The organism is Amycolatopsis sp. NPDC021455, assembly GCF_040640995.1.
Lineage (GTDB): Bacteria > Actinomycetota > Actinomycetes > Mycobacteriales > Pseudonocardiaceae > Amycolatopsis.
The window spans coordinates 38,805-62,289 of the sequence record NZ_JBFACT010000027.1 but is presented as its reverse complement, the minus strand read 5'-3'; the positions used below and the strand labels follow the sequence as shown (position 1 = coordinate 62,289).

At 70.9% G+C, this 23,485-nt stretch carries 21 protein-coding genes; 10 read left to right on the top strand and 11 right to left on the bottom strand.

Annotated elements, in window-relative coordinates; genetic code table 11:
- The first annotated feature begins 63 nt into the window (after positions 1–63).
- Genes AB0G28_RS27025 through AB0G28_RS27000 form a run of 6 tightly spaced genes read left to right on the top strand, consistent with a single transcriptional unit; the run spans position 64 to position 4,709 of the window.
- Positions 64–963: an ABC transporter ATP-binding protein gene (locus AB0G28_RS27025; protein WP_361094620.1), complete on the top strand. Its 900-nt coding sequence runs from the start codon at positions 64–66 to the stop codon at positions 961–963.
- Positions 960–1,691 (top strand): ABC transporter permease, encoded by a 732-nt coding sequence (locus AB0G28_RS27020; protein WP_361094617.1) that lies wholly within the window; start codon positions 960–962, stop codon positions 1,689–1,691. Before AB0G28_RS27025 ends, AB0G28_RS27020 begins: the two co-directional genes overlap by 4 nt.
- A 57-nt stretch (positions 1,692–1,748) precedes the next feature.
- Entirely contained in the window at positions 1,749–2,372 is a 624-nt protein-coding gene (locus tag AB0G28_RS27015; RefSeq protein WP_361094614.1) for a hypothetical protein, read from the top strand.
- Entirely contained in the window at positions 2,369–2,680 is a 312-nt protein-coding gene (locus tag AB0G28_RS27010) for a transcriptional regulator (protein WP_285988840.1), read from the top strand. Before AB0G28_RS27015 ends, AB0G28_RS27010 begins: the two co-directional genes overlap by 4 nt.
- 1 nt (position 2,681) lies before the next feature.
- Entirely contained in the window at positions 2,682–3,989 is a 1,308-nt protein-coding gene (locus AB0G28_RS27005) for a DNA polymerase IV (RefSeq protein ID WP_361094610.1), read from the top strand.
- A 57-nt stretch (positions 3,990–4,046) separates the two neighbouring features.
- The gene (locus AB0G28_RS27000) at positions 4,047–4,709 is read left to right on the top strand and encodes an HAD family hydrolase (protein WP_361094607.1); all 663 of its coding nucleotides are present in this window, start codon (positions 4,047–4,049) and stop codon (positions 4,707–4,709) included.
- Between the two features lie 34 nt (positions 4,710–4,743).
- On the opposite strand, the gene AB0G28_RS26995 is transcribed toward AB0G28_RS27000, so the two are convergent.
- The 5 genes from AB0G28_RS26995 to AB0G28_RS26975 all read right to left on the bottom strand — a co-directional run bounded on the left by AB0G28_RS26995 (position 4,744) and on the right by AB0G28_RS26975 (position 10,228).
- On the bottom strand, positions 4,744–5,820 hold the full coding sequence (locus AB0G28_RS26995; RefSeq protein ID WP_361094604.1) for a glycoside hydrolase family 88 protein: 1,077 nt from the start codon (positions 5,818–5,820) through the stop codon (positions 4,744–4,746).
- 83 nt (positions 5,821–5,903) lie between these two features.
- Complete coding sequence (locus tag AB0G28_RS26990) at positions 5,904–6,545, bottom strand: FCD domain-containing protein (protein WP_361094601.1); 642 nt, start codon at positions 6,543–6,545, stop codon at positions 5,904–5,906.
- A gap of 2 nt (positions 6,546–6,547) precedes the next feature.
- Complete coding sequence (locus AB0G28_RS26985; RefSeq protein ID WP_361094598.1) at positions 6,548–7,573, bottom strand: ABC transporter permease; 1,026 nt, start codon at positions 7,571–7,573, stop codon at positions 6,548–6,550.
- A gap of 73 nt (positions 7,574–7,646) precedes the next feature.
- A complete protein-coding gene (locus tag AB0G28_RS26980; RefSeq protein WP_361094595.1) occupies positions 7,647–9,185 on the bottom strand; it encodes a sugar ABC transporter ATP-binding protein in 1,539 nt (512 codons plus the stop codon).
- 68 nt (positions 9,186–9,253) lie between these two features.
- Positions 9,254–10,228 carry a substrate-binding domain-containing protein gene (locus AB0G28_RS26975; protein WP_361094592.1) on the bottom strand — a complete coding sequence of 325 codons (975 nt, stop codon included), beginning with the start codon at positions 10,226–10,228 and terminating at the stop codon, positions 9,254–9,256.
- A 368-nt stretch (positions 10,229–10,596) separates the two neighbouring features.
- On the opposite strand from AB0G28_RS26975, the gene AB0G28_RS26970 reads away from it, so the two are divergent.
- Entirely contained in the window at positions 10,597–11,730 is a 1,134-nt protein-coding gene (locus AB0G28_RS26970; protein WP_361094589.1) for a CapA family protein, read from the top strand.
- Between the two features lie 140 nt (positions 11,731–11,870).
- Here AB0G28_RS26970 and AB0G28_RS26965 read toward each other — a convergent pair whose 3' ends face one another.
- The 3 genes from AB0G28_RS26965 to AB0G28_RS26955 form a co-directional block, all read right to left on the bottom strand.
- Positions 11,871–12,878, bottom strand: a complete 1,008-nt coding sequence (locus tag AB0G28_RS26965; RefSeq protein ID WP_361094586.1) for a family 2 encapsulin nanocompartment cargo protein polyprenyl transferase — start codon at positions 12,876–12,878, stop codon at positions 11,871–11,873.
- The gene (locus AB0G28_RS26960) at positions 12,875–14,257 is read right to left on the bottom strand and encodes a family 2B encapsulin nanocompartment shell protein (protein WP_361094583.1); all 1,383 of its coding nucleotides are present in this window, start codon (positions 14,255–14,257) and stop codon (positions 12,875–12,877) included. Before AB0G28_RS26960 ends, AB0G28_RS26965 begins: the two co-directional genes overlap by 4 nt.
- A gap of 166 nt (positions 14,258–14,423) precedes the next feature.
- Positions 14,424–15,896 (bottom strand): family 2B encapsulin nanocompartment shell protein, encoded by a 1,473-nt coding sequence (locus tag AB0G28_RS26955; protein WP_361094580.1) that lies wholly within the window; start codon positions 15,894–15,896, stop codon positions 14,424–14,426.
- A 402-nt stretch (positions 15,897–16,298) separates the two neighbouring features.
- On the opposite strand from AB0G28_RS26955, the gene AB0G28_RS26950 reads away from it, so the two are divergent.
- From AB0G28_RS26950 to AB0G28_RS26940, 3 genes are all read left to right on the top strand, one after another.
- Positions 16,299–17,066, top strand: a complete 768-nt coding sequence (locus tag AB0G28_RS26950; RefSeq protein WP_361094577.1) for a hypothetical protein — start codon at positions 16,299–16,301, stop codon at positions 17,064–17,066.
- 26 nt (positions 17,067–17,092) lie between these two features.
- Positions 17,093–17,785 carry a hypothetical protein gene (locus AB0G28_RS26945; RefSeq protein ID WP_361094574.1) on the top strand — a complete coding sequence of 231 codons (693 nt, stop codon included), beginning with the start codon at positions 17,093–17,095 and terminating at the stop codon, positions 17,783–17,785.
- 91 nt (positions 17,786–17,876) lie between these two features.
- Positions 17,877–19,445, top strand: coding sequence for an esterase-like activity of phytase family protein (locus tag AB0G28_RS26940; protein ID WP_361094571.1), 1,569 nt, complete (start codon positions 17,877–17,879; stop codon positions 19,443–19,445).
- Here the strand turns inward: AB0G28_RS26940 and AB0G28_RS26935 are convergent.
- The 3 genes from AB0G28_RS26935 to AB0G28_RS26925 all read right to left on the bottom strand — a co-directional run bounded on the left by AB0G28_RS26935 (position 19,442) and on the right by AB0G28_RS26925 (position 23,378).
- The gene (locus AB0G28_RS26935; RefSeq protein WP_361094568.1) at positions 19,442–20,461 is read right to left on the bottom strand and encodes an autoinducer 2 ABC transporter substrate-binding protein; all 1,020 of its coding nucleotides are present in this window, start codon (positions 20,459–20,461) and stop codon (positions 19,442–19,444) included. The two genes, AB0G28_RS26940 and AB0G28_RS26935, sit on opposite strands and share 4 nt — an antisense overlap.
- Before the next feature lie 238 nt (positions 20,462–20,699).
- On the bottom strand, positions 20,700–21,923 hold the full coding sequence (locus AB0G28_RS26930; protein WP_361094565.1) for a glucuronyl hydrolase: 1,224 nt from the start codon (positions 21,921–21,923) through the stop codon (positions 20,700–20,702).
- 228 nt (positions 21,924–22,151) lie between these two features.
- Positions 22,152–23,378 (bottom strand): hypothetical protein, encoded by a 1,227-nt coding sequence (locus tag AB0G28_RS26925; RefSeq protein WP_361094562.1) that lies wholly within the window; start codon positions 23,376–23,378, stop codon positions 22,152–22,154.
- Between the last annotated feature and the right edge of the window lie 107 nt (positions 23,379–23,485).

Genomic DNA, 23,485 nt, shown 5'->3' with positions numbered 1-23,485 from the left:
GCGAGGTTTGTGTTACAAAGTGCGAGTCGAGTTTGCGTTTCAAAGTTGAGAAGGGGAGGCGCCATGACTGGGGGACCGGCGTTCGCGCTCCACGGCCTGACCAAGCGGTTCGGCCGCGTCACGGCGGTCGGCGGCGTGTCCGTCGAGGTCGCGCCGGGCGAGGTCGTCGCGCTGCTCGGGCCGAACGGCGCGGGCAAGTCGACCACCGTCGACATGCTGCTCGGCCTGACCGAGCCGGACGCGGGGGAGATCACCGTCGCCGGGGGTACCCCGCGCGAAGCCGTCGACCGGGGGATCGTCGGCGCGATGATGCAGAACGGCGCGCTGCTGCCGGACGTCACCGTCGGCGAGATCGTCGGCCTGGTCGTCTCGACGCACGCCCACCCGCTGCCCGCGAGCGAGGTGATCGCCCGGGCGGGCCTCGAACACCTCGTGAAACGCCGCTGCGGCAAGCTTTCCGGCGGCGAACGGCAGCGCGTCCGGTTCGCCCTCGCGCTGGCGGGCAACCCGCGGCTGCTCGTGCTCGACGAGCCCACCGCGGCGATGGACGTCGACGGCAGGCGGGCGTTCTGGGCGGCCATCCGCGAGTTCGCCGCCGCCGGCCGGACCGTCCTGTTCGCGACGCACTACCTCGCCGAGGCCGAGGACTACGCCGACCGCGTCGTGCTGATGCGGCACGGCGCCGTCGTCGCCGACGGCCCGGTCGCCGAGGTGCGGGCCGCCGTGTCCGGGCGGGTGCTCAAGGCCGTCGTGCCGGGGGCCACCGAGACGGACCTCGCGCGGCTGCCCGGCGTCACGTCCGTGCAGCTGCGGGCCGGCCGCGCCGAACTCGCCTGCGCCGACTCCGATGCCGCGATCCGCGGCCTGCTCGCGGCCCACCCGGCCGCGTCCGACATCGAAATCACCGCGCTCGGCCTCGAAGAGGCCTTCCTGGCGCTGACCGCCGAGGAGGCAGCCGCGTGAACACGACGTACCTGACCCTGGAGATCAAGCGGATCCTCCGCAGCCCGCAGTTCACGATCTTCACCATCGGCATGCCGGTGGCGATGTACCTGCTGTTCGGCGCCATCTGGGGAGACGTGGTCCTGGACAACGGCCTGCGTTCGAGCACGCAGACGATGATCGGCATGGCCGCGTACGGGGCCAGCGGCGGCGCGTTGTTCACCGGCACCCGGGTGGCGCAGGAACGCACCGACGGCTGGCAGCGGCAGCTGAGGCTCACGCCGATGCGCGGCCCCGGGTACCTGGTCGTGAAGGTCGCTTCGGCGATGGCCGTCGCCCTGCCGGTGCTGCTGGCGATCTTCTTCGTCGGCTTCCTGCGCGGCGAGCCGCTCACCATGGCCGAGTGGGGCAGGCAGCTGGTCCTCCTGTGGGCGGCCACCCTCCCGTTCGCCGTCCTCGGCCTGGCCATCGGCCTGTTCGGCAAGGGCGACACGGTCGGCGCGGTCACCGGCGCGCTGATGATGCCGCTCGGCCTGCTCGGCGGCCTGTGGATGCCCCTGGAGTTCCTGCCCGGCTGGATGACGACGCTGGCGCACTTCGTGCCGACCTACTGGCTGCGCCGGGTCGGCCTCGACCCGCTGACCCACACCTCCGGGGCGTGGGTGGCGACGATCGTCCTGGCGGGCTGGCTGGTCGTCCCGGCCCTGATCGTGGTGCGCCGGTTCCGGCTGGACACGGCCCGGCTGTGAATGCGTGTTAACTTCCGTGCAGTGATGAGGGGTCTGCACGGGAGGAGGGCGAACAGGGTGGACGACGAACCGTTGTCGGCGGAGGAGTCGCTGAACCTGATCGCCCAGCAGAACCGGCGGACCCGCCGGGAACTGGGCGGGGGCCCGGCGCGGATGCTCGCGGCCTGGGCCCTCGCCTGGATCGTCGGCTGGGGCTTCACGTACGTCACGACGCTGCCCGGCGTGGGCGTGCCCGGCTGGGTCGCCGGCGGCATCGTCGTCCCGCTCCTGTTCCTCGGCGCCGTCGCGTTCACGGCCTACACCAGCATCCGCACGGGCCGCGGGATCCGCGGACCGTCCCGCACGGCAGGCGCGATGTACGGCTACGGCTGGGCGCTCTCGTCGATCGGGCTGATGGTCGTCGACATCCGGATCACGCAGTTCCAGGCGCTGTCGAACGACCAGGTTTCGCTGCTGTGGACCGGCACGTGGCTGCTGCTGACCGGCGTGATGTACCTGGCGGGCGGCATGGTGTGGCAGGACAAGCTGATGTACGGCCTCGGCGCGTGGATGATCGTGTCGGCCGCCCTCAGCGTGCTGGTCGGGTACCCGGCGAACTTCCTCGTGCTCACCGTCTGCGGCGGTGGCGGGTTCCTGCTCGGCGCGATCGTCTACTTCGTGCGCGAGAAGACCGGTCGATGAGCGAACTGCCGCAGCTGGACCCCGTCATCCACGCCCAGGCGCGGCTGCGGGTCACCGTCGCGCTCGCCGGGCTGCGGGCCGGCGACCAGATCACCTTCCCGCGGTTGCAGCAGCTCCTGGACATGACCGCCGGCAACCTCTCGACGCACCTCCGCAAGCTCGAGGACGCCGAGTACGTCGAGATCACCAAGGCCTACGAGCACCGCACGCCGGTCACCCTGGTCCGGCTCACCGCGGCCGGCCGGGCCGCGTTCGAGAGCTACACCAAGGCGCTCCACCAGCTGCTGGACGCCACCGGCGGGGACTGACGTGGCCCGCTGGGTCATCCACCTCGACCTCGACGCCTTCTACGCCTCGGCCGAGCAGCTCACCCGCCCGACGCTGGCCGGCCGCCCCGTGCTCGTCGGCGGCACCGGGCCCCGCGGCGTCGTCGCCGGCGCGAGCTACGAGTCCCGCGTGTTCGGCATCCGCTCGGCGATGCCGATGTCCCAGGCGCGGCGGCTGCTCCCGGCGAACGGCGTGATCGTGCCCCCGCGGTTCCGCGTCTACGAACGGCTCAGCCAGGAGGTCTTCGCGGTCGTCACCGAAGTCGCGCCGGTGCTGGAGAAGATCTCCCTCGACGAGGCGTTCGCCGAACCGCCTTCGCTCGCGGGCGCCGCCCTCGACGACGTGACGGCGTTCTGTACGACGTTGCGCGAGCGGATCCGCGCGGAAACCGGCCTGGTGGCGTCGATCGGCGCGGGCAACGGCAAGCAGATCGCGAAGATCGCCTCCGACGAGGCCAAACCGGACGGGCTGCTGGTCGTGCCGCAGGGCACCGAACGGGAGTTCCTCGCGCCGCTGCCGGTGCGCGCGCTGTGGGGCATCGGACCGGTCGCCGAGGGCAAGCTGCGGTTCATCGGCGTCCAGACGCTCGGGCAGCTGGCGGCCCTGTCCGAACAGGACGCCGTCGCCACGCTCGGCGGCGTCGTCGGCCGCGACCTGCGGCGGCTCGCGACCGGCGCCGACGACCGCCCGGTGGCGGGCCGCGCCGAGACCAAGCAGGTCAGCGCCGAAACGACGTTCGACACCGACATCATCGACCTGGCCACCCTGCGCACGGAGGTGCGCCGCATCGCCGCGGGCGCGCACCAGCGGCTGCTCAAGGCCGAGCGCGTCGCCCGGACGGTGGTGATCAAGCTCCGGCACACCGACATGCACACGGTGACCCGCTCGGAGACGATCTCCGCCCCGACCGACGACCTGGCCGAACTGGCGGCGACGGCCGAGCGCCTGTTGCTGGACCCGGCGGAGTTCGGCGGCATCCGGCTGGCGGGCGTCGCCTACAGCGGCCTTTCGGTACCGCACCAGGACGCGCTGTTCAGCCTGGCCGCCCCTTCGGTGCCCTCCTCGACGGTGGTCTCCGCGGCCCCGGCCGCCGCACCGCCGCCGTCGACGTGGCGGCAGGGCGACGACGTCGTCCACGAGGAGTTCGGCACCGGCTGGGTCCAGGGCGCGGGCCACGGCCGCGTGACGGTCCGGTTCGAGACCCGCTCGAGCGGCCCCGGCGTGGCGAGGACGTTCGAGCAGGCGGACCCGGCGCTGCGCCGCGGCGACCCCGGTGACTGCCTGAAATGAGCGTCGACCGGCCGGGTGTGACATTCTGGGTAGCCGTGTCGCCAAGGGGGGTGGTCCGTGTCGGGGGAAGCGGCGAAGCTGGTCAGGTGCGCGCGGGCGGTCATCTTCGACTGCGACGACACCCTGATCGCCACCGCGCGGACCCGCTGGCGGCTGCTGATCAGGACCGCCCGGACGTTCGGCGTCACGCTCACCGCCGAGACCATCCTCGAGGCGTGGGGACTCCCGTTCGACCGGTTCGTCGCGGCGATCGTGCCGTCGATCGACCCCGGGGCCTTCGTCCGGCGCTACCGGCTCGCGATGCGCGTGAACCGTCCCCGGCCCACGGCGGGCGCCTATGAGCTGCTCGAGCAGCTGGCGGCCCGCGGGACGCGGATGGAGATCCTCACCTCCAGCAGCCGCGCGCTGATCACGCAGGACCTGGACGCGCTGCGGCTCACGCCGTACTTCGCGTGGATCCACGGCCACGAGGAAACCCCGTTCCACAAACCGGATCCGCGGGTGCTCGACGTCGTCGTCGAGCACCTGGCCCGCGACGGTTACGCGCGCGAGGAGCTGGTGTACATCGGGGACAGCGTCCGCGACTTCCGCGTGGCGTCGGGCCGGGCGGTGCCTTTCGTGGCGGTGCTCAGCGGCCTCGAGCCGGCGGCCGACTTCGTGGCGGCGGGGCTGAGCGACGAATGGATCGTCTCCGACCTGACGCAGCTGCTGACGGACTGAAAGGGGGCTTCCCGCGCCGGAAGCCCCCTTCGCCTCACGAGGCCGAACAGCCCTGGAGCTTCGCCACCTGCTGACCGGCGAGCAGGAACGCGCCGACGCCGTAGGCCGCGGTGTCCGCCGGCTTCGCCGTGGCCGGGCGGTCGCCGACCGGCTGGACGTAACCGACCAGGCCGCTCGGCTGCAGGGCCTTCGTCGACAGCGCCGTCCACGCCTTGTCGACGACCGGGCGGAACCGGGCGGCGTCGAGGATGCCGGCGTTGACGCCCCAGCCGATGCCGAACGTGAACAGCGCCGTGCCGCTCGACTCGGGGCCGCCGTGGTCCCACGGGTTCAGCAGGTCGGAGTTCCAGAAGCCGTCACGGCGCTGGACCAGAGCCAGTGTCGAGGCCATCTTCTTGAACACCCGCAGGTACTCCGGCCGCCGCGGGTCGTCCGCCGGGAGGACCTGCAGGACCTTCGTCAGCGCCGCCAGGGCCCAGCCGTTGCCGCGCGACCAGAACACGCCCGTGCCCTTGAACCGCGCGTCGCGGTACCACAGGCCGGTGAACTCGTTGTACAGCTTGTGCTCGGTGTACGAGAAGAGCTGCTGCATGGTGTCCAAATAGGACGAATCGTGGTCGATCAGGCTCATCCGGGCGAACGACGGCATCGCCATGTTCAGCGCGTCGACGTAGTTCCAGTAGTCCCGGTGTCCCGCCTGGACCGAAGCCACTTCGTCCTTGATCCGCGTGCGGATCGATTCCAGTGAGATCTCGGGGTGGAAGTAGGTGTACAGGTCCAGGTACGCCTCACCGGCGGCCTGGTTGTCCGGGAAGAACGGCCGCTTCGGGTCCTCCGGCAGCAGGTACTTGTTGGCCTGCGCCCAGGGGAGCGTCTTGTGGTTCGACTGGCCAGTGGTCCGGACCAGTGCGAGATTGCCGACGTGGAACGTGGCGTTCTGCCAGTCCGGCGCGGCGAGGTTGGTTCCGTTGGCGACCCAGTAGTTGCCCGCGGCGACCATCTCGTCCGAGACAGCGCAAGTCGCGGCGGTGGCCACCGGGGCGGTGAAGAGACTGCCCGCCAAGGCCGCGGCCGCGAGCACGCCGAAACCACGAATTCCCGGGAAACGCATGAAAAGCGTCCTCCTCAGCACTCATGGCGGCGGGTCATCCGCAGCGAGTCAAGCGCGTCCCGCTGGGCGTGTCAAGGTACCGATCACCGGTACGCCGCAACGGTTTCCAGCAACCGGCGGGCCGCGGACTCGGCACCGTCGGCGTCCTTCGCCAGCACCAGGGTCAGCACGCGGGAATGCGCGACGAGCGTGCCCGCCGGTTCGCCCTGCGCCCGCAGGGCCGCCACCACCGGCACCTGCAGCTGCGCGATCAGCGCGTTCCCCGATGCGCGAACCAGTGCTGCGTGGAACTGCGCGTCGGCGGCCCGGAAGGCCGCGGTGTCGGTGGCGTCGGCCATCAGCGCGTACGCCGCCGCCATCGCCGCCAGCTCGTCGGGACGCCGGTGCCGCGCGGCCATCCGCGCCGCCTGCGGTTCGATCGCCAGCCGCAGCTCGAACAGCTCCCGCAGGTGCTCCCGGCCGTCCGGGCCGCCGACGCGCCAGGCGATGACGTCCGGGTCGATCGCGTCCCACGCCTCGGGCGGCAGTGTCCACGTGCCGACCCGTGGGCGCGCGGTGACCATGCCCTTGGACTCCAGCACGCGCAACGCTTCGCGGACCACCGTCCGGGACGCCGAAAACCGCCGGCCGAGCTCCTCGGGAACGAGCGGCTGCCCGTCCCCGAGGACGCCTTCGACGATGAGCCTGCCCAGTTCGTCGACGATGCGCGCGTGGAGGTTCCCCACCGCTACTCGGGCAGGCCGACGCGCCGTTCCCCGCTGCGCAGCTGCTGCAGCACGACCGCGATCACCAGCAGGGCGCCGTGGGCGACGTTCTGCCAGAACGGGTTGATGCCCAGCCCGGACATGCCGTTGTCGAGCACGCCCAGGATGATCACCGCGAGCACGGTCGAAATGATCGACCCGCGGCCGCCCTTGAGCATCGTGCCGCCGAGCGCGGCGCCGGTGACGGCCTGCAGTTCCAGGCCCTCGGACCCGGACGTCGGCTGGCCGGAGCCGGTGCGCGCGGTGATCAGCACGCCTGCGATCGCGGCGACCACACCGACCAGGGCGTACACGCCGATGATGTACCGGTTGATGTTGATGCCGGCCAGCCGTGCGGCGGTGTCGTTGCCGCCGATGGCGTAGACGTTGCGGCCGATGTCGGTGTACTTGAGCAGGAAGTGCAGCAGCGCCGCGACGATCAGGAACACCCACACCAGCGACGGCAGCCCGAGCACGGATCCCTTGGCCAGGAAGATGAACAGGTCGTCGCCGCCGGTGTAGCCCTGCGCCTTGCCGTCGGAGATGACCTGCGCGATGCCCTTGTAGGTGGCGAGCATGGCCAGCGTGGCGACCACCGGGTTGACCCGGCCGAAGATGATGATCATGCCGTTGACCAGGCCGCACAGGATGCCGACGCCGACCGCGGCGAGGATGCCGACCTCGGAGTTGCCGGTCGAGGTGAACACCATCGCCGAGACGACCGAGGCGAGCCCGGCCATCGAGCCGACCGAGATGTCCAGCGCGCCCAGGATGATCACCAGGGTCTGGACCAGGGCGAGCAGCCCCATGATGGTGATCGCGCTGCCGATGAGCAGCAGGTTGTTGGTGCGGAAGAAGTTCTCGTTCAGCACGCTCAGCAGGATCACCAGCGCGATGAGCGTGATGATCAGGCTGGAGTTCTGCACGCCGATGCCGGTCAGCACCCGGCGCGCGGCGCTGGGCTGCGGTGGTGCGGCGGGCGCCGTGGTTTCCTTCGTGGGGGTGCTCATGCGCCGGCCTCGCTGACGCTCAGCGCGGCCTGAGCGGCGAGCGCTGTGTTGAATGATTCGTTCGCAAGCTCACTCATGCGCCGATCTCCTGGGCTTCTTCGACGGCGGGTTCGGTTTCGGGGATGGCGAGGGTCAGCACGGCTTCCTCGGTCGCTTCTTCGCGGCCGATCTCGCCCGCGAGACGTCCGGCCCGCATGACGAGGATGCGGTCGGCCAGCGTCAGCACTTCGGGCAGGTCGGAGGAGATGACCAGCAGTGCGATGCCTTCCGCGGCGAGGCCGTCGATGATCCGGTAGATCTCGGCCTTCGCGCCGACGTCGACCCCGCGCGTCGGCTCGTCGAGGATCAGCAGTTTCGGCCGCCGCGCGAGCCAGCGCGCGAGGACGGCCTTCTGCTGGTTGCCGCCGGAGAGCTTGCGGACTTCCTGTTCCATCGACGGCGTTCGCACGCGAAGCTCGCGTACGTACTCCTCGACGAGCGCGCGTTCCTTCGCGCGCTTCACGACACGGAAGCGGCGAAGGCGGTCGAGGACGGCGATGGAGACGTTGTCGCGTACGGACCGCTGCATGAGCAACGCGTCCGTCTTGCGCTCTTCGGGCGCGAAGCCGATCCCCGCCTTTACGGCGTCACCCGGGTTGTGCGCGCGTAGCCGTTTGCCGTCGAGTTCGACGGTCCCGGACCGGATCGGCAGGTCGCCGACGATCGCGCGGGCCAGCTCGGAACGTCCCGCGCCGACCAGCCCGGCCAGGCAGACGACCTCGCCCGCGCGGACCTGCAGCGAGATCCCGGTGACGTCGTCGGTCGTGACGTCGTCGAGCTTCAGGACGACGTCGCCGGTGTCCTGGGTGACCCGGCGCTCGAGCGCCGAGAGGTCGCGGCCGATCATCATCCGGACCAGGCTCGCCTCGTCGGTCTCCGCGGCCTGCTGGACGCCGACGAGCTTCCCGTCCCGCAGCACGGCGACGCGGTCCGCGAGCTGGAAGATCTCCTTCATCCGGTGCGAGACGTAGACGACCGCGACACCGCTGTCCCGCAGCCTGCCGATCAGCCGGAACAGCGCCTCCACCTCGTGTTCCGACAGCGACGACGTCGGCTCGTCGAACGCGATCACGCGGGGTGGCGTGGCCGCGGTGAGCACGCGCAGGATCTCGACGAGCTGGCGCTGCGCGGCGGACAGCGCGGCGCCGAGCGTCGCCGGGTTGAGCACGCCTTCGAAGCCGTACTCGGCGAGCGCGTCGTGCGTGGCCTTCATGAGCGTGCGGCGGTTGAACACGCGCGCCTTCGCGGGGAGTTCGCCGACGAAGACGTTCTCCGCCACCGAAACGTGCGGGATGATCTCGGGTTCCTGGTAGATCACGCGCACCCCGGCGGCCATCGCCGCGCGCGGGGTGTCGAAGGCGACCTCGGTGCCGTCGAGCAGCAGCCGTCCGTCGTCGGGCCCCTGGTCACCGGACAGCACGCGCAGGAGCGTCGACTTGCCGGCGCCGTTCTCGCCCATCAGGGCCAGGACTTCGCCGGAGCGGAACTCCAGCGAGACGTCGTCGAGGGCGGTGACGCCGGAAAAGCGCTTGCCGATGCCCTCGACGGCCAGCGCGGGAGGTGAGGCGGACATGGTGGCCCTTTCCTACGGCGGCAGACCCGGGCACTTTCACGGGAAAGTGCCCGGGTCCGGGGGAGCGGTCAGGTGCAGTTGACGCCGGCCTGCTTGTAGTTGTCCTTGTTGACGATCGTGGTCTTCGCGATCGTCTCCGCGGGCAGCTCCTTGCCGTTCTTCACCTTGTCGACGAGCACCTGGATCGCCGAGCGGCCGACCTCGGCGCCGGAGATGTAGAGCGCGGCCTTGTTGCCGGTGTCCTTGCCCGCGGCCCAGTCCTTGCAGTCGAGGTACGCGCCGAGCCCGACGCCGATGATGTTGTTCGCCTGCACGCCGGAGTTGGCCAGCGCGGTGACGACGCCGGTCTCGTTCTCGTCGTTGCAGCCCCAGACGACCCAGTGCTTCACGCCCGGGTTGGAGCCGATCACCGCGCCGGAGCGGTTCTGCGCGTCGACGGGGGAGTTGTCGGTGCCGACGTCGATCACCTGGACGTCGGCGCCCGCGGCCTTGGCGAACGCGGACTTCGCGGCGTTGACGCGGTCGGTGCAGACGGTGAGGTCCTGCTTGTAGGCGCTGATGATCTTCGTGTCGGCGGCGGCCCAGCCCGCGGCCTTGAACAGCTTCCCGGCCTCGGTGCCGACCGAGTCGCCCATCTGGCTGCCGTTGAAGCCGACGAACGGCGCCTTCGCGCCGGTGCCGTCCTTGATGACGTCGTCGGAGGCGATCAGCGGGATGCCGGCGCTCTTGGCCTTGTCGATCACCTGCGGGCCGATGGCCTGGTCGGGGACGACGATCGCGACGCCGTTGGCGCCCTGCGCGACCGCCGCGTCGAGTTCGGTGATCGCCTTGTTGGCGTCCTGGCCGAGGTTGACGACCTTCAGTTCGACGCCGAGCTCCTTCGCCTTCTCCTGCGCGCCCTGCGCCTGCTCGACGAAGTACTGCTGGTCGCCCTGTTTCTGCAGGTAGTACAGGGTGATCTTGCCGTTCGATGGTGCCTGCTGCTGCGGGGCCGCGGTGTCCTTGCCCGAGGAGCAGGAGGCCATCAGGACGCCGGAAATCAAACAACAACCAACAACGCTCCAGGTACGCAGCCTGTGCGAGTGTGGGGACATCGTTGCTCCCAAGGAGGCCGGGGTCGAGCGGCGCGCGCGGGCGCCGCGGAGTGACTCGTATTACAAAACACCCTTTCGTGCAGCGTCAAGGCGCAGTTAGCGGAGTGAGACCTACTCTCCGTAGTTAGGCGGTGGCACTTGTCGGGGTCATTTATCGTATTTTTTCCCCGCTGCGCTGGGCGTTGTCCGGTTTTGTCCTGTGGGAATGTTCTGATCGGTGTTGTCGACTGTGGTGGAAGTTTCATGGGAGCCGGGAGGCCGTCCGTGCCGGGTTCGTCCGGATGGGAGGATGGCCGGACCACGTCGAAGGGGGACCGATGTCGAAGCTTCGCGTCGCCGCGCTCGCCGGTGTCGCCGTCCTGGTGGCCGCGTGCAGCGGCCCGCCGCAGTCCTCCGGGCCGGCGCCGACGCCGTTCCCGGAGACGGCGGAGTCCTCGTCGGCGGCTGCCGCGCCCGAAGGGTCATTCAGCGTCGTCGCGACCGGCGACGTCCTGATTCACCCGGCGCTCACCGAGCAGGCCGAGGCCGACGGCCACGGGAAGATCGACTACCGGCCGCTGCTGGCCGGGATCAAGCCGCTGATCTCCGGCGCCGACCTCGGGATCTGCCACCTCGAGACGCCGCTGGCGCCGGAAGGCGGGCCCTACAGCGGGTATCCGTCGTTCAGCGCGCCGCCGGAGATCGCCGACGCGATCAAGGACACCGGCTACGACACCTGCTCGACGTCGTCCAACCACACCATCGACCAGGGCGCCGACGGCGTGAAGCGGACGCTGGACAAGCTCGACGTCGCCGGCATCAAGCACACCGGTTCGGCCCGGTCGGCCGCCGAAGCCGCGAAACCGCTGATCCTCAACGTCCACGGCGTCAAGGTCGCGCAGGTGTCGTACGCGTTCGGGTTCAACGGGATCAAGGTGCCGGCCGGGAAACCGTGGCTGGCCAACCAGATCGACGCCGACGACGTCCTCGCTGCGGCCCGCAAGGCGCGCGAAGCGGGCGCGCAGGTCGTGATCGCGAGCCTGCACTGGGGCGTCGAGTACCAGCACGACCCGACGGCGGAACAGCGGTCGCAGGCCAGGAAACTCCTGGCGTCGGACGACATCGACCTGATCGTCGGCCACCACGCCCACGTGGTCCAGCCGTTCGAGAAGATCGGCGACAAGTGGGTCGCCTACGGTCTCGGCAACAGCGTCGCCCGCCACTCCGAGCCCAAGGGCGACACGGAGGAAGGCGCCGCGGCCCGCTTCCGCTTCGTCCGCGACGGCGACCGCTGGAAGGTCGACAAAGCCGAGTACATCCCGACCCTGATCAAGCTGGACACCCCGATCCGCCTGATCGACTTGTCGACATCCCCGAAGTCTCCCCAGGTCACCAAGGCCCTGGAGGACACGGACAAGAACATCCTGAGCCTCAACGCGGACAAATCCGGCCTCACCCGCCCCGGCAAGTAAGGGTCGACACGCGTGATTGAGAAGTCGACACGCGTGATTGAAGGGTCGACACGGCGGCACCGAACCTGCCGCGGCGTGTCGACCCTCCAATCACGCGAGTTGGCGTTCTGATCACGTGAGTTGGCGTTTCCCGCACGGGTTCAGTGGGTGCGGGTGGTGATCAGGCGGGCCAGGGCCGCCAGTTCGGCGGCTGGGCGGCGGGCCGGGTTTGCCGCGGCGAGGTCGCGTAGCGCCTTCGCCAGCAACGCGTCCGCCTGGGCCTGGCTCCACTGGCGTCCGCCGGCGGCCTCCACGAGGGAAGCCGCGCGGGCCAACGACAGTTCGTCGAGGGGTTCGCGGCGGGCGTAGAGCGTGGCCAGGTCCGCGCCCGCTTCCGTGCCCGAACACAACGCCGTCACCACCGGCAGGGACTTCTTGCGGTTCTGCAGGTCCGAGTACACCGGCTTGCCGGTGACGGCCGGGTCGCCCCAGATGCCGAGCAGGTCGTCGATGTGCTGGAACGCCAGCCCGACCGCGCGGCCGAACGCGCCGAACCGGTCGTCGCCGGCCGCCCCGAGCGTGCACGCCGCGCCGAGCAGGGCCGCCGTCTTGCCCTCCGCCATCCGGACGCACTCGCCGGGCGTGACGTCGTCGCGCTGCTCGAAATCCAGGTCCGCGGCCTGTCCCTCGAGCAGGGCCAGCACCGCGGCCGACAGCAGCCGCGCGTTCGGCGCCCCGGCCGGCGCCAGCACCTCGAACGCCAGGCTCAGCAACGCGTCCCCGGCGAGCACCGCCGGCCCGGTGCCGAACACCGTCCACGCCGTCGCGCGGTGCCGCCGGGTCGTGTCGCCGTCCATGACGTCGTCGTGCAGCAACGAAAAGTTGTGCACCAGCTCGACCGCGACGGCGGCCGGGACGGCGTCCGCCGGGTCGCCGCCGGCCGCTTCCGCGCACAACAGCACCAGCGCCGGCCGCAACGCCTTGCCGCCGTCCGCGGACGACGGCCGCCCGTGGGCGTCCGCCCAGCCGAAGTGGTACGCGGCGATCCGCCGCATCGCCTCGGGCAGCCGCTCGGCCGCGGTGCGCAGCGCCGGCTCGACCAAACCGCGGCTCCACGCGAGGACGTCGGCGAGGGGCCGGGCCGCGGTGCGCGTGTTCATGGTCGTCATGAGCGGCCGGTCTCGACGTCGTCGAGCACCCCGAGCGCGTCCGGCACGAGGACGGCGGCGGAGTGGTACGCGCTGACCAGGTACGAGGTCACCGCGCGTTCGTCGGTGCCCATGAACCGGACGTTCAGCCCCGGCTGGTATTCGTCGGGCAGCGCTTTCGGGCGCAGGCCGATGACCCCGGCGTCGTCTTCGCCGGTCCGCATGGCCAGGATGGACGTCGTCCCCGCCGCGCTGACGGGGATCTTGTCGCACGGCAGGATCGGCACCCCGCGCCAGGCGGCGACGCGCTTGCCGTCCAAAATGGACGGCGCTGGATACACCCCGCGTGCGGTGCACTCCCGGCCGAACGCGGCGATCGCCCGCGGGTGCGCGAGGAAGAACCGCGTCTTGCGACGGCGGCTGAGCAGGTCGTCCAGGTCCAGCGGGGTCGGCGGGCCGGTGCGGGTGGTCAGCCGGTGCTTGAGGTCGGCGTTGTGCAGCAACCCGAACTCGGTGTTGTTGACCAGCTCGTCCTCCTGCCGTTCCCGCAGGGCTTCGACGGTCAGCCGCAGCTGCTGTTCGAGCTGGTTCATCGGCTGGTTGTAGAGGTCGGTGACGCGGTTGTGCACCCGCAGGACGGTCTGCGCGACGGCCAGGTCGTACTCGCGCGGCGAAGGGTCGTAGTCGACGTAGGTGCCGGGCAAGAGCGGTTCCCCGTCGTGCCCGGCCGCCAGCTCGACACTCGCTTCGCCGGCCTTGTTCGCCGGTTTCCGCGGCCGCGTCAGCGCTTCCGCGACGTGGGTCCGCAGCGCTTCGGACCGGCCGTTGAGCCGGGCGTAGGCCGCGGCGGGCAGCACCAGCGCGACGACGCGGGTGGCGGCCCGCGCGGTGAACGCCCACGTATCGGTGTCGCGGCCGAGGAGCTCCTCGCCGAAGTGGTCGCCGTCGGTGGCGGTGCCGAGGTGGACCTCGTCGCCGTACTCGCCGGTGCCGTGGCGGGTCACCTTGCCGTGGGCGATGAGCACCAGCGTGTCCAGCGGCGTGCCCTCGGCGAAGAGCGTCGCGCCGGGTTCGTATTCGCGTTGTTCGAAGGCGTCGGCCAGCGCGCCCAGCGCCTGTTCGTCGCCGAAACCGCGGAGCAGCGCCAGTTCCGTGAGCTCGGCGGGGACGACCTGCACGCGGGCGCCGGTGTTGTAGAAGCTCACCTTGCCGTCTCCGACGGTGTAGGTGAGGCGCCGGTTGACCCGGTAGCTGCCGGCGGGGACGTCGACCCAGGGCAGCTGCGACAGCAGCCAGCGGGTGGTGATGCCGCGCATCTGCGGCAGCGACTTGGTCGTCGTGGTCAGCGTCCGCGCCGCTCTGACGCTCAGCGAAAGCGTGGTTTCTTCGGTGACTGTCAAGGTTTCACGCGCCGATCGGGTTCGGGTGCTTCGGGAGGACGGGTGCCCGCGGGCCTCGGCACGACGCGGGCGGCGGCCGTGCCGAGCCCGGTCGGCCCGAAGGCCGACGCGGGTAAGGCAGGCGGGCGCCCGGGCGCCTCCGGCTCGCGGGGCGGGGTGCCGGGCACTACTCCTCCCGGCCGAGCTCGGCGGCTTCCAGGACGGCGAGGGCGTCGGGCACCAGCACCGCGGCGGAGTAGTAGGCGGAGACGAGGTAGGAGATGACGGCCTGCTCGTTGATGCCCATGAACCGCACGTTCAGTCCCGGCTGGTACTCGTCCGGCAGCCCGGTCTGGTGCAGCCCGACCACGCCCTGGGCTTCTTCGCCGGTGCGCATGAGCAGGACCGAGCTGGTGCGGGTCTCGGTGACGGGGATCTTGTTGCAGGGCAGGATCGGCACCCCGCGCCACGCCGGGACGTGGTGCCCGCCGAGGTCGACGGCGTCGGGGTAGACGCCGGCCTTCGTGCATTCGCGGCCGAACGCGGCGATCGTCTTGGGGTGGGCGAGGAAGAACCCGGGGTCCTTCCACACGAGCGAGAGCAGCTCGTCGAAGTCGTCCGGGGTCGGGGGACCGGTGCGGGTGGGGACGCGCTGCGCGAAGTCGGCGTTGTGCAGCAGGCCGAAGTCGGCGTTGTTGACCAGCTCGTGTTCCTGCCGTTCCCGCAGGGCTTCCACGGTCAGCCGCAGCTGCTGCTCGATCTGGTTCATCGGCTGGTTGTAGAGGTCGGCGACGCGCGAATGGACGCGCAGCACGGTCTGCGCCACGGACAGCTCGTACTCCCGCGGCCGGGCCTCGTAGTCGACGAACGTGCCCGGCAGCACCGGCTCCCCGTCGTGCCCCGCCGCCAGCGAGATCTCCGCCTCGCCGTGGTCGTTGCTGGGCGCCGCACCCCGCGCCACGTAGCCCTCGAGGTGCGCCCGCAGCGTCTCCGACCGGGCCAGGACGTCCTCGAAAGCCCGGCGTGGCAGGGAAAGCACGGTGCAGGCGGTGACGGCCTTGGCGGTGAACTCCCAGATGCCGTCCCCGTCAACGAGCGCGTGTTCGCCGAAGTGGTCGCCGTCGGCGAGCGTGCCCAGCACGACCTGGTCGCCGTAGGCGCCGGTGCCGACCTTGGTGATCTTGCCGTGGGCGAGGAGGAACACCTGGTCGGCCTGGCTGCCGAACTCCACCAGGGCGTCGCCCGGATCGTACTCGTGCTGGGTGAACCGGCCGGCCAGCTCGGCGAGGACGTCTTCGTCGTCGAACCCCCGCAACGGCGCCAGCTCGCCGAGCTCCGGCGGGACGACCCGGACCTGGGCACCGGTCGTGGTGAACGTGACCTTGCCGTCGCCCACCGCATAACTCAGCCGCCGGTTCACCCGGTACGCGCCGCCGGAGACCTCCACCCAGGGCAGCAGCTTCAGCAGCCACCGCGAGGAGATGCCCTGCATCTGCGGGACCGACTTGGTCGTCGTCGCCAGGGTCCGGGCCGCGGCCCGGCTCAGGCTCGACAGCGTTCGCTCGTCCGCGTTCACGGAATCCACCGGGTCGGTGACAGTCACAGCGAGAACCACCCCATCATTCGCGTCGGAACGCGCCCCCTCGGGCACGCCGGTCATGAGCTGCTATTTCGCGAGGAATTCGCGAAGCCGCGAAATCAACATAGCAACCGCGTTCGGCGGCACAATGCCACGATCGGGTCATGCGGATGATCGCCAGTTCGTTATTGATCATTTGGCGGCCTGGCCGAAAGAAGTGGTCACCGCGTGTTTCCGGCCGTCACTCGGTCGGGAGGATCGCAGCTCGACGCGGCCTTCGGTGGTCGCGGTCGGGACGCCGGGAGTGGTCGTGGTGCGCTCAACTGCGCCGAACCGGCGATTCCTCCAGGTGTGATACGGCCACCCGGATGAATTCGGCAATTGCGGTTGTACGCCGGTCAACGGATTAGTAACTTGGCGGTTCCCGGTGGCGGAATGCGCTGGGTGACACTTCCCGCGGCTCGCGGGCGAAAGGACTCTGGATTGAACATCTTCGTGGCCGGCGGTCTGTGGGTGGCCGGCGCGGCACTGGCCGGTGGCGGGATCGCCTACCTGGTCCGCAGGCTCGGCGGCGACGGCGAGGGCAGGGCCGCCAACAACGACGCGGCGGGCCAGGTGTTCACCATCGTCGGCGGGCTGCACGCGGTCCTGGTCGCGTTCGTGCTGATCTCGCTGTACGACTCGGTGAACGCCGCGGGCCAGGACGCGCGGACGGAAGCCGACAGCCTGGTCGCGGCCACCTGGGCGGCCGACGCGCTGCCGGCGGACACCAAGGACCGGGTGCACCAGCTCGCCGTCGCCTACGCGCGGACGGTCGAGGACCAGGAGTGGCCGCGCCTGGCCGACGGCGGCGAGGTGCCGGCCACGGGCTGGCGGCAGCTCGACGAGATGCGCCAGGCGGTGGCGGCCGCGCCGGTCGACGGCGACTGGCAGATCGACCGCAAGACCGAGGCGAGCAACCAGCTCTGGGCGGTCTACCAGGCCCGTCAGCAGCGGCTGGCGGACTCCGCCGGCGGCGGAGTCAGTGCGGTCGTCTGGTTCGCGCTGGTCCTCGGCAGCCTGATCACCGCGATCCTCCTGCCCAACCTCTTCGGCGGCACCCGGCTCGCCGCGCACGTCGTCATCGTGTCCACGCTGGCCGGCACGATCACCTTGCTGCTGTTCGCCATCCACGAGCTGCAGAACCCGTTCAGCGGCGGCGCACGGGTGCCGCCGGAGGCGTTCACCTCGGCGCTGGAAAGGCTGGTTTGACCGGCGTGCGGGCCCGCTGGGCGGCGATGATCGGTGTGGTTGCGGCGGTCGCGGCGGTTTCGGCGCTGCTGGCGGCATCGGGCTGGCTCGCGCCCCCGGCGTCCGGGATCGACGCGATGGGGTACGCCCGGCAGGACATCGACCACGGCGCGCACACGGTGCGGATCGACTTCGACGGCACGGGCACCGGCCTGGGCGTGGCCGGCCGGGCGGGCGCGCGGCGTCCGGTGTTGTGCCTGGTCATCGGCGCACCGGCCGTCGCGGTCGCGATCGGGCTGCCACTGGCGAGCTGCGACGCGGCCGGGTGCGGCTGCCTCTGCTGCGAACCCCCGCCGCCGTCCTCGCCGCCGCCTCCTCCGGAACCGCCGTCCTCGCCGCCGCCCACTCCGTCACCGACCACATCGGCGGCACCGCCGTCGTCCCGGCAGGAGCCGCCGCCTCCACCGTCGCCGGTCAAGCGGCCGGTCATCCTGCCTCCGGCGACACCGACGCCGACACAGACACCGGCACGGTCACCGGCACCCGCGCCGCCGCCATCGGTGACACCCACGCCGTCGGCCCCACCGACGTCCCGGCACGCGCGCCCGGCGCCGAAACCCCGGCCGGTGGCCGAGGACACCGGCCGCCGGACCGAGGAGAAACGCCGCTGGGGACTGACGGCGCTGATCCTGGTTCTCGGCGGCGGTGCGGCGGTCGCCCACGTGCGCCGGCACCGTTAACGCCCCGGCCTCCTCGAAGACGGGCGTTGTCCACCTCGGCCGCCCAGACTCCTCCTCCGGCGCGTTTTCCGCGCCGGAGGAGGAGAAACGGATGAAGCGGGTACGAATCGCCCTCGTGGCCGGGGTGCTGGCCCTGCCGCTGGCCGCCGCCGGGCCGGCCGCGGCCCACGGACACGACCTCCGGGCGGCCGACGACCACTACCGGGTCCGTGCGGGGCAGCCGCTGCGGGGCCGCGTGCTCGGCAACGACCGGGGCGCCACCGCCGTCGTGCGGCACACCGCCGCCGCGCACGGGACCGTCACGATCGGGGCCGACGGGACGTTCCGCTACACCCCGGCGCCCGGCTTCACCGGCCAGGACACCTTCACCTACACCGTTTCCGACGCGGTCAGGCTCTACCCGACGGATCTGCCGCCGCTGGCGACGATCGGCGGTGTCGAGGTCAAGGCCGGTGCGTACGGCTCCGCGCTCACCCCCGTGCCCGGCGAGTGCGACGAGTTCTACGGCCTCACCGACCGCGGCCCGAACGTCGACGCGCCCGGCGGCGGCAAGATCGAGCCACTGCCCGGTTTCACCCCGGCGATCGGGAAGTTCGGGCTCCGCGGCGGGAAAGCCGTGCTGGAGAAGACGATCCCGCTGCGCGCGGCCGACGGCACGCCGTACAACGGGCAGGTCAGCACGCTGGCGAGCACCGGTGAGCAGATCGTCGACCTGAACGGGGACGCACTGCCCGCGTCGCCCTACGGCTACGACCCCGAAGGCCTGGTCGCGCTGCGCGACGGCACGTTCTGGGTGTCCGACGAGTACGGTCCCTTCATCACGCACTTCGGGCGCGACGGCCGCGCGCTCGAGCGCCTCTCGCCGTTCGACGGCTCGCTGCCCGGGGAGCTGAAGTACCGGGTGCCCAACAAGGGCATGGAAGGCCTGGCGGTCACCCCGGACGGCCGGACGCTGGTCGGGATCATGCAGTCGGCGCTGCAGCAGCCGGACCTGACGAAGAAGCCGGGCAACGTCACCACGCTCCGGATCGTCACCGTCGACCTGCGGACCCGCGCCACGCACGAGTACCTCTACCTGCTCGACGACCCGGCCACGACGAGCACCGCGGTCAGCGAGATCACGGCGTTGTCGGCGACGCGGTTCCTCGTGGACGAACGGGATGGCAAACCCGAGCCCGGTGCGGTCAAGAAACTGTTCGAGATCGACCTGTCCGGCGCCACCGACGTCGGTCCGCGAGCGGCCGGCTACGACGCCGTCAAGGGCGGGCTGCTCGTCGCGGGGAAGAGCATCGACGCCTACGTCGGCAAGGACACCACGGCCGAGGCGCTGAAGGACCTCGCCGCGGCCGGGATCACGCCGGTGGCGAAGAAGCTCCACCTGGACCTGGGCGCCCTCGTGTCCACACTGGACCCGAGCGGTGGTTTCTTCGGCCACGACAAGGTCGAAGGCGTCGCGACGACCGACGGCGGCCGGACTGTCGTGGTCAGCAACGACAACGACTTCGGCATCGACGGCGTGACGAACGCGGCGCCGCCGTACGCGCTGCACCCGAAGACGCTGCCCGACGGCCGCCAGGACGACGGCGAGTACCTCGTCGTCGACACGACACGGCTCCCGGCGGCGACGAGCACCGCGACGGTGACGATCGACGTGCGTTAGTACTTGAACTGGTCGACGTTGTCGGTGGTGATGAGCAGCGGGTCGCCCAGCAGGACGGTCTTCGACGCCGCGTCGTACTTCACCGCCGGCAGCTCCAGGCTCACCTTGTTGACGGCCTGGAGCGGCTTGCCGTCGGCGATCTGCTTGGCCGTCCACGCCGTCAGGTAGCCCAGCGACTCGACGTTCCACAGCACCGACTGCGAGCACGAGCCGTCGAGCAGGAACGGCTTGATCGCCTGCGGCGTGCCGACGCCGACGGTGAACACCTGGCCGATCTTCTGCTCGTCGCGCACGGCCTGCGCGACGCCCGGCGCCGACGTCGTGCACTCGCCGATCAGCCCGGTCAAGCCGGGGTGGCTCGCCATGATGCCCTTGGCCAGCTTCGTCGCGGTGTCCTGGTCCTCGCCCGCGTACACGGTCTCGACGAGCTGGGCCTTCGGGTAGCGCTCGGCCGCGTACTCCTTCTGGACGGCGATCCACGAGTTGAGGTTCGCCGCCGCCGGGCCGCAGGAGACGATCGCGTACTGGCCGGCGCCGCCCGTTTTCGCCATCAGCGCGTCGACGACCGCGGTGCCGATGCCCTGGGCGCTGGCCTGGTTGACGAACACCTCACGCTGCGTGCCCGGCGCGTCGGTGTCCGAGGTGAGCACGTGGATGCCCTTCGCGCGCGCTTCGGCGATCACCTGCGCGAGCGCGGCCGGGTCGTTGGGCGCCACGACGATGACGTCGGTCTTCTTCGCGATCAGGTCGCGCACGATCTTCACCTGGGCGTCCGGGTCGACGCTCCCGGGGCCGGTCGTGGACCATTCCACGCCCAGCTGCTTCGCCGCTTCGCGGCCACCGGTGTCCATCGCTTCGAAGTACGGGATGCCGCCGATCTTGGGCACGAACGCGATCCGGGTCGGCGACGTCGGCGCCGAAGCGCCGCCCCGCTGGTCCGAGCAGCCAGCGAGCGCGATCACCGCGCCCAGCAGCAGCGTCGCGACCAGCCGGAAGGTCTTCGTCGGCCCTCGCATCCCCACCCATTCCTCAGGACTTTCGAACGGTCTGCGCACGGTGGAGACCAAGGGCGAACGTAGGGCCCCGGGTAACTGTGGTCAACGGGATGTGCGCAAAGGGTTACGGAAGTGAGTTCTGCTCCGCGGGCGTCCTGGGGAAATACGGCGGATGGCGGTGTCGGACACATAGTGTCACAAGATCGAACACGGTGTGTCACGGCGTGTTCGGGGAGGTGGCGGCCTCCCCGGACGGGTGCTACACGCTCGAAAGGTCGATCGCCCGGTCGACCTTCGGCCGGTCGAGCACCCGCAGGATGCCTTCCAGGAGGTAGTAGTCGGCGTAGGGGAGCGACACCTCGACGCCGTCCTCGTTCGGCCGGTTGCGGGTGCAGCGCGCGACGCTCGCCTCGGCCCGGGTGGACTTCGTCGTCAGGCACGTCCGCGACACCGCGGTGAGGATCCGCAGCGCGCTCTCCCGGTAGTGCGGGCGGTGCGTGAGCTCCGCCAGGTCCAGCAGGCCGCACGCCATGATCACCCCGGCGGAGGCGTCCTTGACGTCGTCCGGGGCCTGGGGCGCCAGGTAGTCCCAGACCGGCACGTGGTCCGACGTCAGCCGGGACAGGGCGAAGTCGGCCAGGCGCCGGGCCGTGGCCAGGAACTCCGGGTCGCCGGTGCGGCGGTGGATCGTCGTGAAGCCGTAGACGCCCCACGCCTGCCCGCGAGACCAGCACGACGCCGGGCTGTACCCCTGCACGGTGTTCGGCCCGACCGGCGCGCCGGTCACGGGGTCGAAGTCGAACACGTGCGGCGTCGAACCGTCGGGGCGCGGGAAGTACCGCTGGGCCGTCTTCGCGTGCGCGACGGCGATGTCGAGGTACTGCGGGTCCCCGGTCTGCCGGCTCGCGAACGCCAGCAGGTCGAGGTTCATCATCGTGTCCATGATGACGCGGCCCGCGTTCTTCGGGTCGTCGAGCGCGCCCCAGGCGCGGATGAACTTCCCCGCGGGGTTGTAGCGCTTGATCAGCGACGACGCGGCCTGCACCGCGCCGTCCTTCCACTTGTCGTCGCCGGTGAGCCGCCAGGCGGTCACCCAGGACGGGTAGAAGAGGAATCCGAGGTCGTGCGTTCCGGTGTCGGTCCGGCGCGGCGCGAGTTTCTCCGCCGACGCCAGCGCGAGGTTCTTGAATTGTTCCTCGCCGCTGTGCAGCCAGGCCAGCCACAACTGTCCCGGCCAGAATCCGCCGACCCAGTCGCCGTTTTGCGAATAGGTCCATTTCTCGAACTTCGTGCCGACCGGAAACGCGGTGACGCCGGGGGCCACCGCGCGGAGCTTGGCCACGGCGTAGTCGGCCGCTTGGCGGAGCGTCCGGGTGGCCGAGGCCTGGTCGGCGGCCGCGGGACCGGCCGTGGAGGTGCTGGCGCTCACCGCCACCGCGGCGCCGGCCGCGGTGGTCAGCAGGGTTCTCCGGGAAACGCTCACAGGTGTCCGCCATTCCGTGTGGGGAGAAAGTGCCCGGAATTTTCGCACGATCGGCGCGCGGTTGTACACCCGGCGGAAGCCTGTTCATGGTTGTGAATTCATGTGCCGGTGAGCGGAATCATTCGCGAATGGGCGAAGGCCCGGCGGGGGAATGCCGGGCCTTCGCTGTTATCGCGGGGGTGAGGGCAGTCAACCACGCGATGATCGTGGTTCACTCGAGCCGGTGGTTCAGCAGTGCGGCGCCACCGGGTCGTCGGAGCCGGTCTGGACGTAGGTGTCCGAGACGTAGTTGTTCGGCCCGATCCGGTCCCAGATGTTGCCGGTGCCGAACTTGCCGGTGACCGTGTCACCCTCGACGTAGCACTCGATGTTGACCTTGGCGTAGTTCGCCGCGAGACCCTTGATGGCGGCCGAGGTGCTCGCGCTCGCCCGGACGTTCATCGGGTCGCCCGCGGTGCTGATGACGCCGGTCTTGTCGGAGCCGGTCCACAGGTAGGTGACGTTGACGTTGCCGTTGTCCGACATGCCGAGGCCGTCGTAGAAGACGCCGTCGGCGAGGTCGATGCCGGCCGGGTTGCCGACCTTGTAGCCGAGGTCGTCCTTACCGCCGTTGTAGCCGTTGTGGTAGGCGGCGTACGCCTCCGGCTGGCCCTGGGGGAGGTCCTTGTACTCGGCGCGCACCGAGGCCGGGTTCCAGTAGTCGTCCTTGGTGTTCCACGGGCCGACGTCCCACACCGGGGCGTACTCGCAGCGGCTGCCGTCGGTCTTGCAGACGCGCACGGTGTAGGTGCCGGAGCCCTTGCCGGACAGCGCGCGCCCGGACGGCAGCGCGACGAAGTGGTCGCGGCTGGTGATGACGTGGCCGTTGGCGGTCGTCTGCCCGGTCAGGCCTTCGCGGGTGGCGTAGATCTTGTAGGTCAGCGCGGTCGACGCGGCCAGCGCGTTGACCTGCGGGACGCTGTCGGCGCTGAGCGCGACGCCCTTGACCGTGGGCCGCACGCCGTCGGTGGTGCTGTGCAGGCTGATCCGCACCTGCACCTCGCTCACGGTGCTCTTCAGCGCGGTGCCGGCGGGCGTCCACTCGGTCCAGTCGTTCACACCGGTCCGGCCGCGGACGTCGACGTCGACCGAAGTGCCCTTCGGGGTGTCGAGGTTCAGTTCCGCGCTGACGCGGTTCGACGGCGCGCCCAGCGTGTGCGCGGCGGTGGTCAGGCTGCCCTCGCTGCCGGCGAACACCCGGGCGGTTCTGTGCCACGCGGCGTCGGCCAGGGTCAGGGTACCGCCCGCACCGGTGACGTTGACGTCATCGTTGTCCACAGTGGACAGGTCGGCGGTCCAGTTCGCGGTGCCCGACGGCGCCGTCGCGGCCTGGGCGGGGCCTCCGGCCAGCGCCGTCACCGCCCCGGCGGCCAGGACCGCCGCGGTCACGCGGCCGGCCTTCTTGATCCGGATCATCCCCGGTTCTCCTCTCGCACTCGTTCACTCGAACGTGGCGAAAGACTGACCGGACGGCGTACATGATCCGTACAAGCAGTGAGGGGGCGGTTGTGCTGGGCTTGGGT

Bases quoted from the DNA above. Each gene is read 5' to 3' on its own strand.
- AB0G28_RS26980 (WP_361094595.1), bottom strand. From the start codon at position 9,185: ATGTCCGCCTCACCTCCCGCGCTGGCCGTCGAGGGCATCGGCAAGCGC.
- AB0G28_RS26995 (WP_361094604.1), bottom strand. From the start codon at position 5,820: ATGCGTTTCCCGGGAATTCGTGGTTTCGGCGTGCTCGCGGCCGCGGCC.
- AB0G28_RS26965 (WP_361094586.1), bottom strand. From the start codon at position 12,878: ATGACGACCATGAACACGCGCACCGCGGCCCGGCCCCTCGCCGACGTC.
- AB0G28_RS26935 (WP_361094568.1), bottom strand. From the start codon at position 20,461: ATGCGAGGGCCGACGAAGACCTTCCGGCTGGTCGCGACGCTGCTGCTG.
- AB0G28_RS26945 (WP_361094574.1), top strand. From the start codon at position 17,093: ATGATCGGTGTGGTTGCGGCGGTCGCGGCGGTTTCGGCGCTGCTGGCG.
- AB0G28_RS27025 (WP_361094620.1), top strand. From the start codon at position 64: ATGACTGGGGGACCGGCGTTCGCGCTCCACGGCCTGACCAAGCGGTTC.
- AB0G28_RS27010 (WP_285988840.1), top strand. From the start codon at position 2,369: ATGAGCGAACTGCCGCAGCTGGACCCCGTCATCCACGCCCAGGCGCGG.
- AB0G28_RS26985 (WP_361094598.1), bottom strand. From the start codon at position 7,573: ATGAGCACCCCCACGAAGGAAACCACGGCGCCCGCCGCACCACCGCAG.
- AB0G28_RS26970 (WP_361094589.1), top strand. From the start codon at position 10,597: ATGTCGAAGCTTCGCGTCGCCGCGCTCGCCGGTGTCGCCGTCCTGGTG.
- AB0G28_RS26955 (WP_361094580.1), bottom strand. From the start codon at position 15,896: ATGACCGGCGTGCCCGAGGGGGCGCGTTCCGACGCGAATGATGGGGTG.
- AB0G28_RS26925 (WP_361094562.1), bottom strand. From the start codon at position 23,378: ATGATCCGGATCAAGAAGGCCGGCCGCGTGACCGCGGCGGTCCTGGCC.
- AB0G28_RS26940 (WP_361094571.1), top strand. From the start codon at position 17,877: ATGAAGCGGGTACGAATCGCCCTCGTGGCCGGGGTGCTGGCCCTGCCG.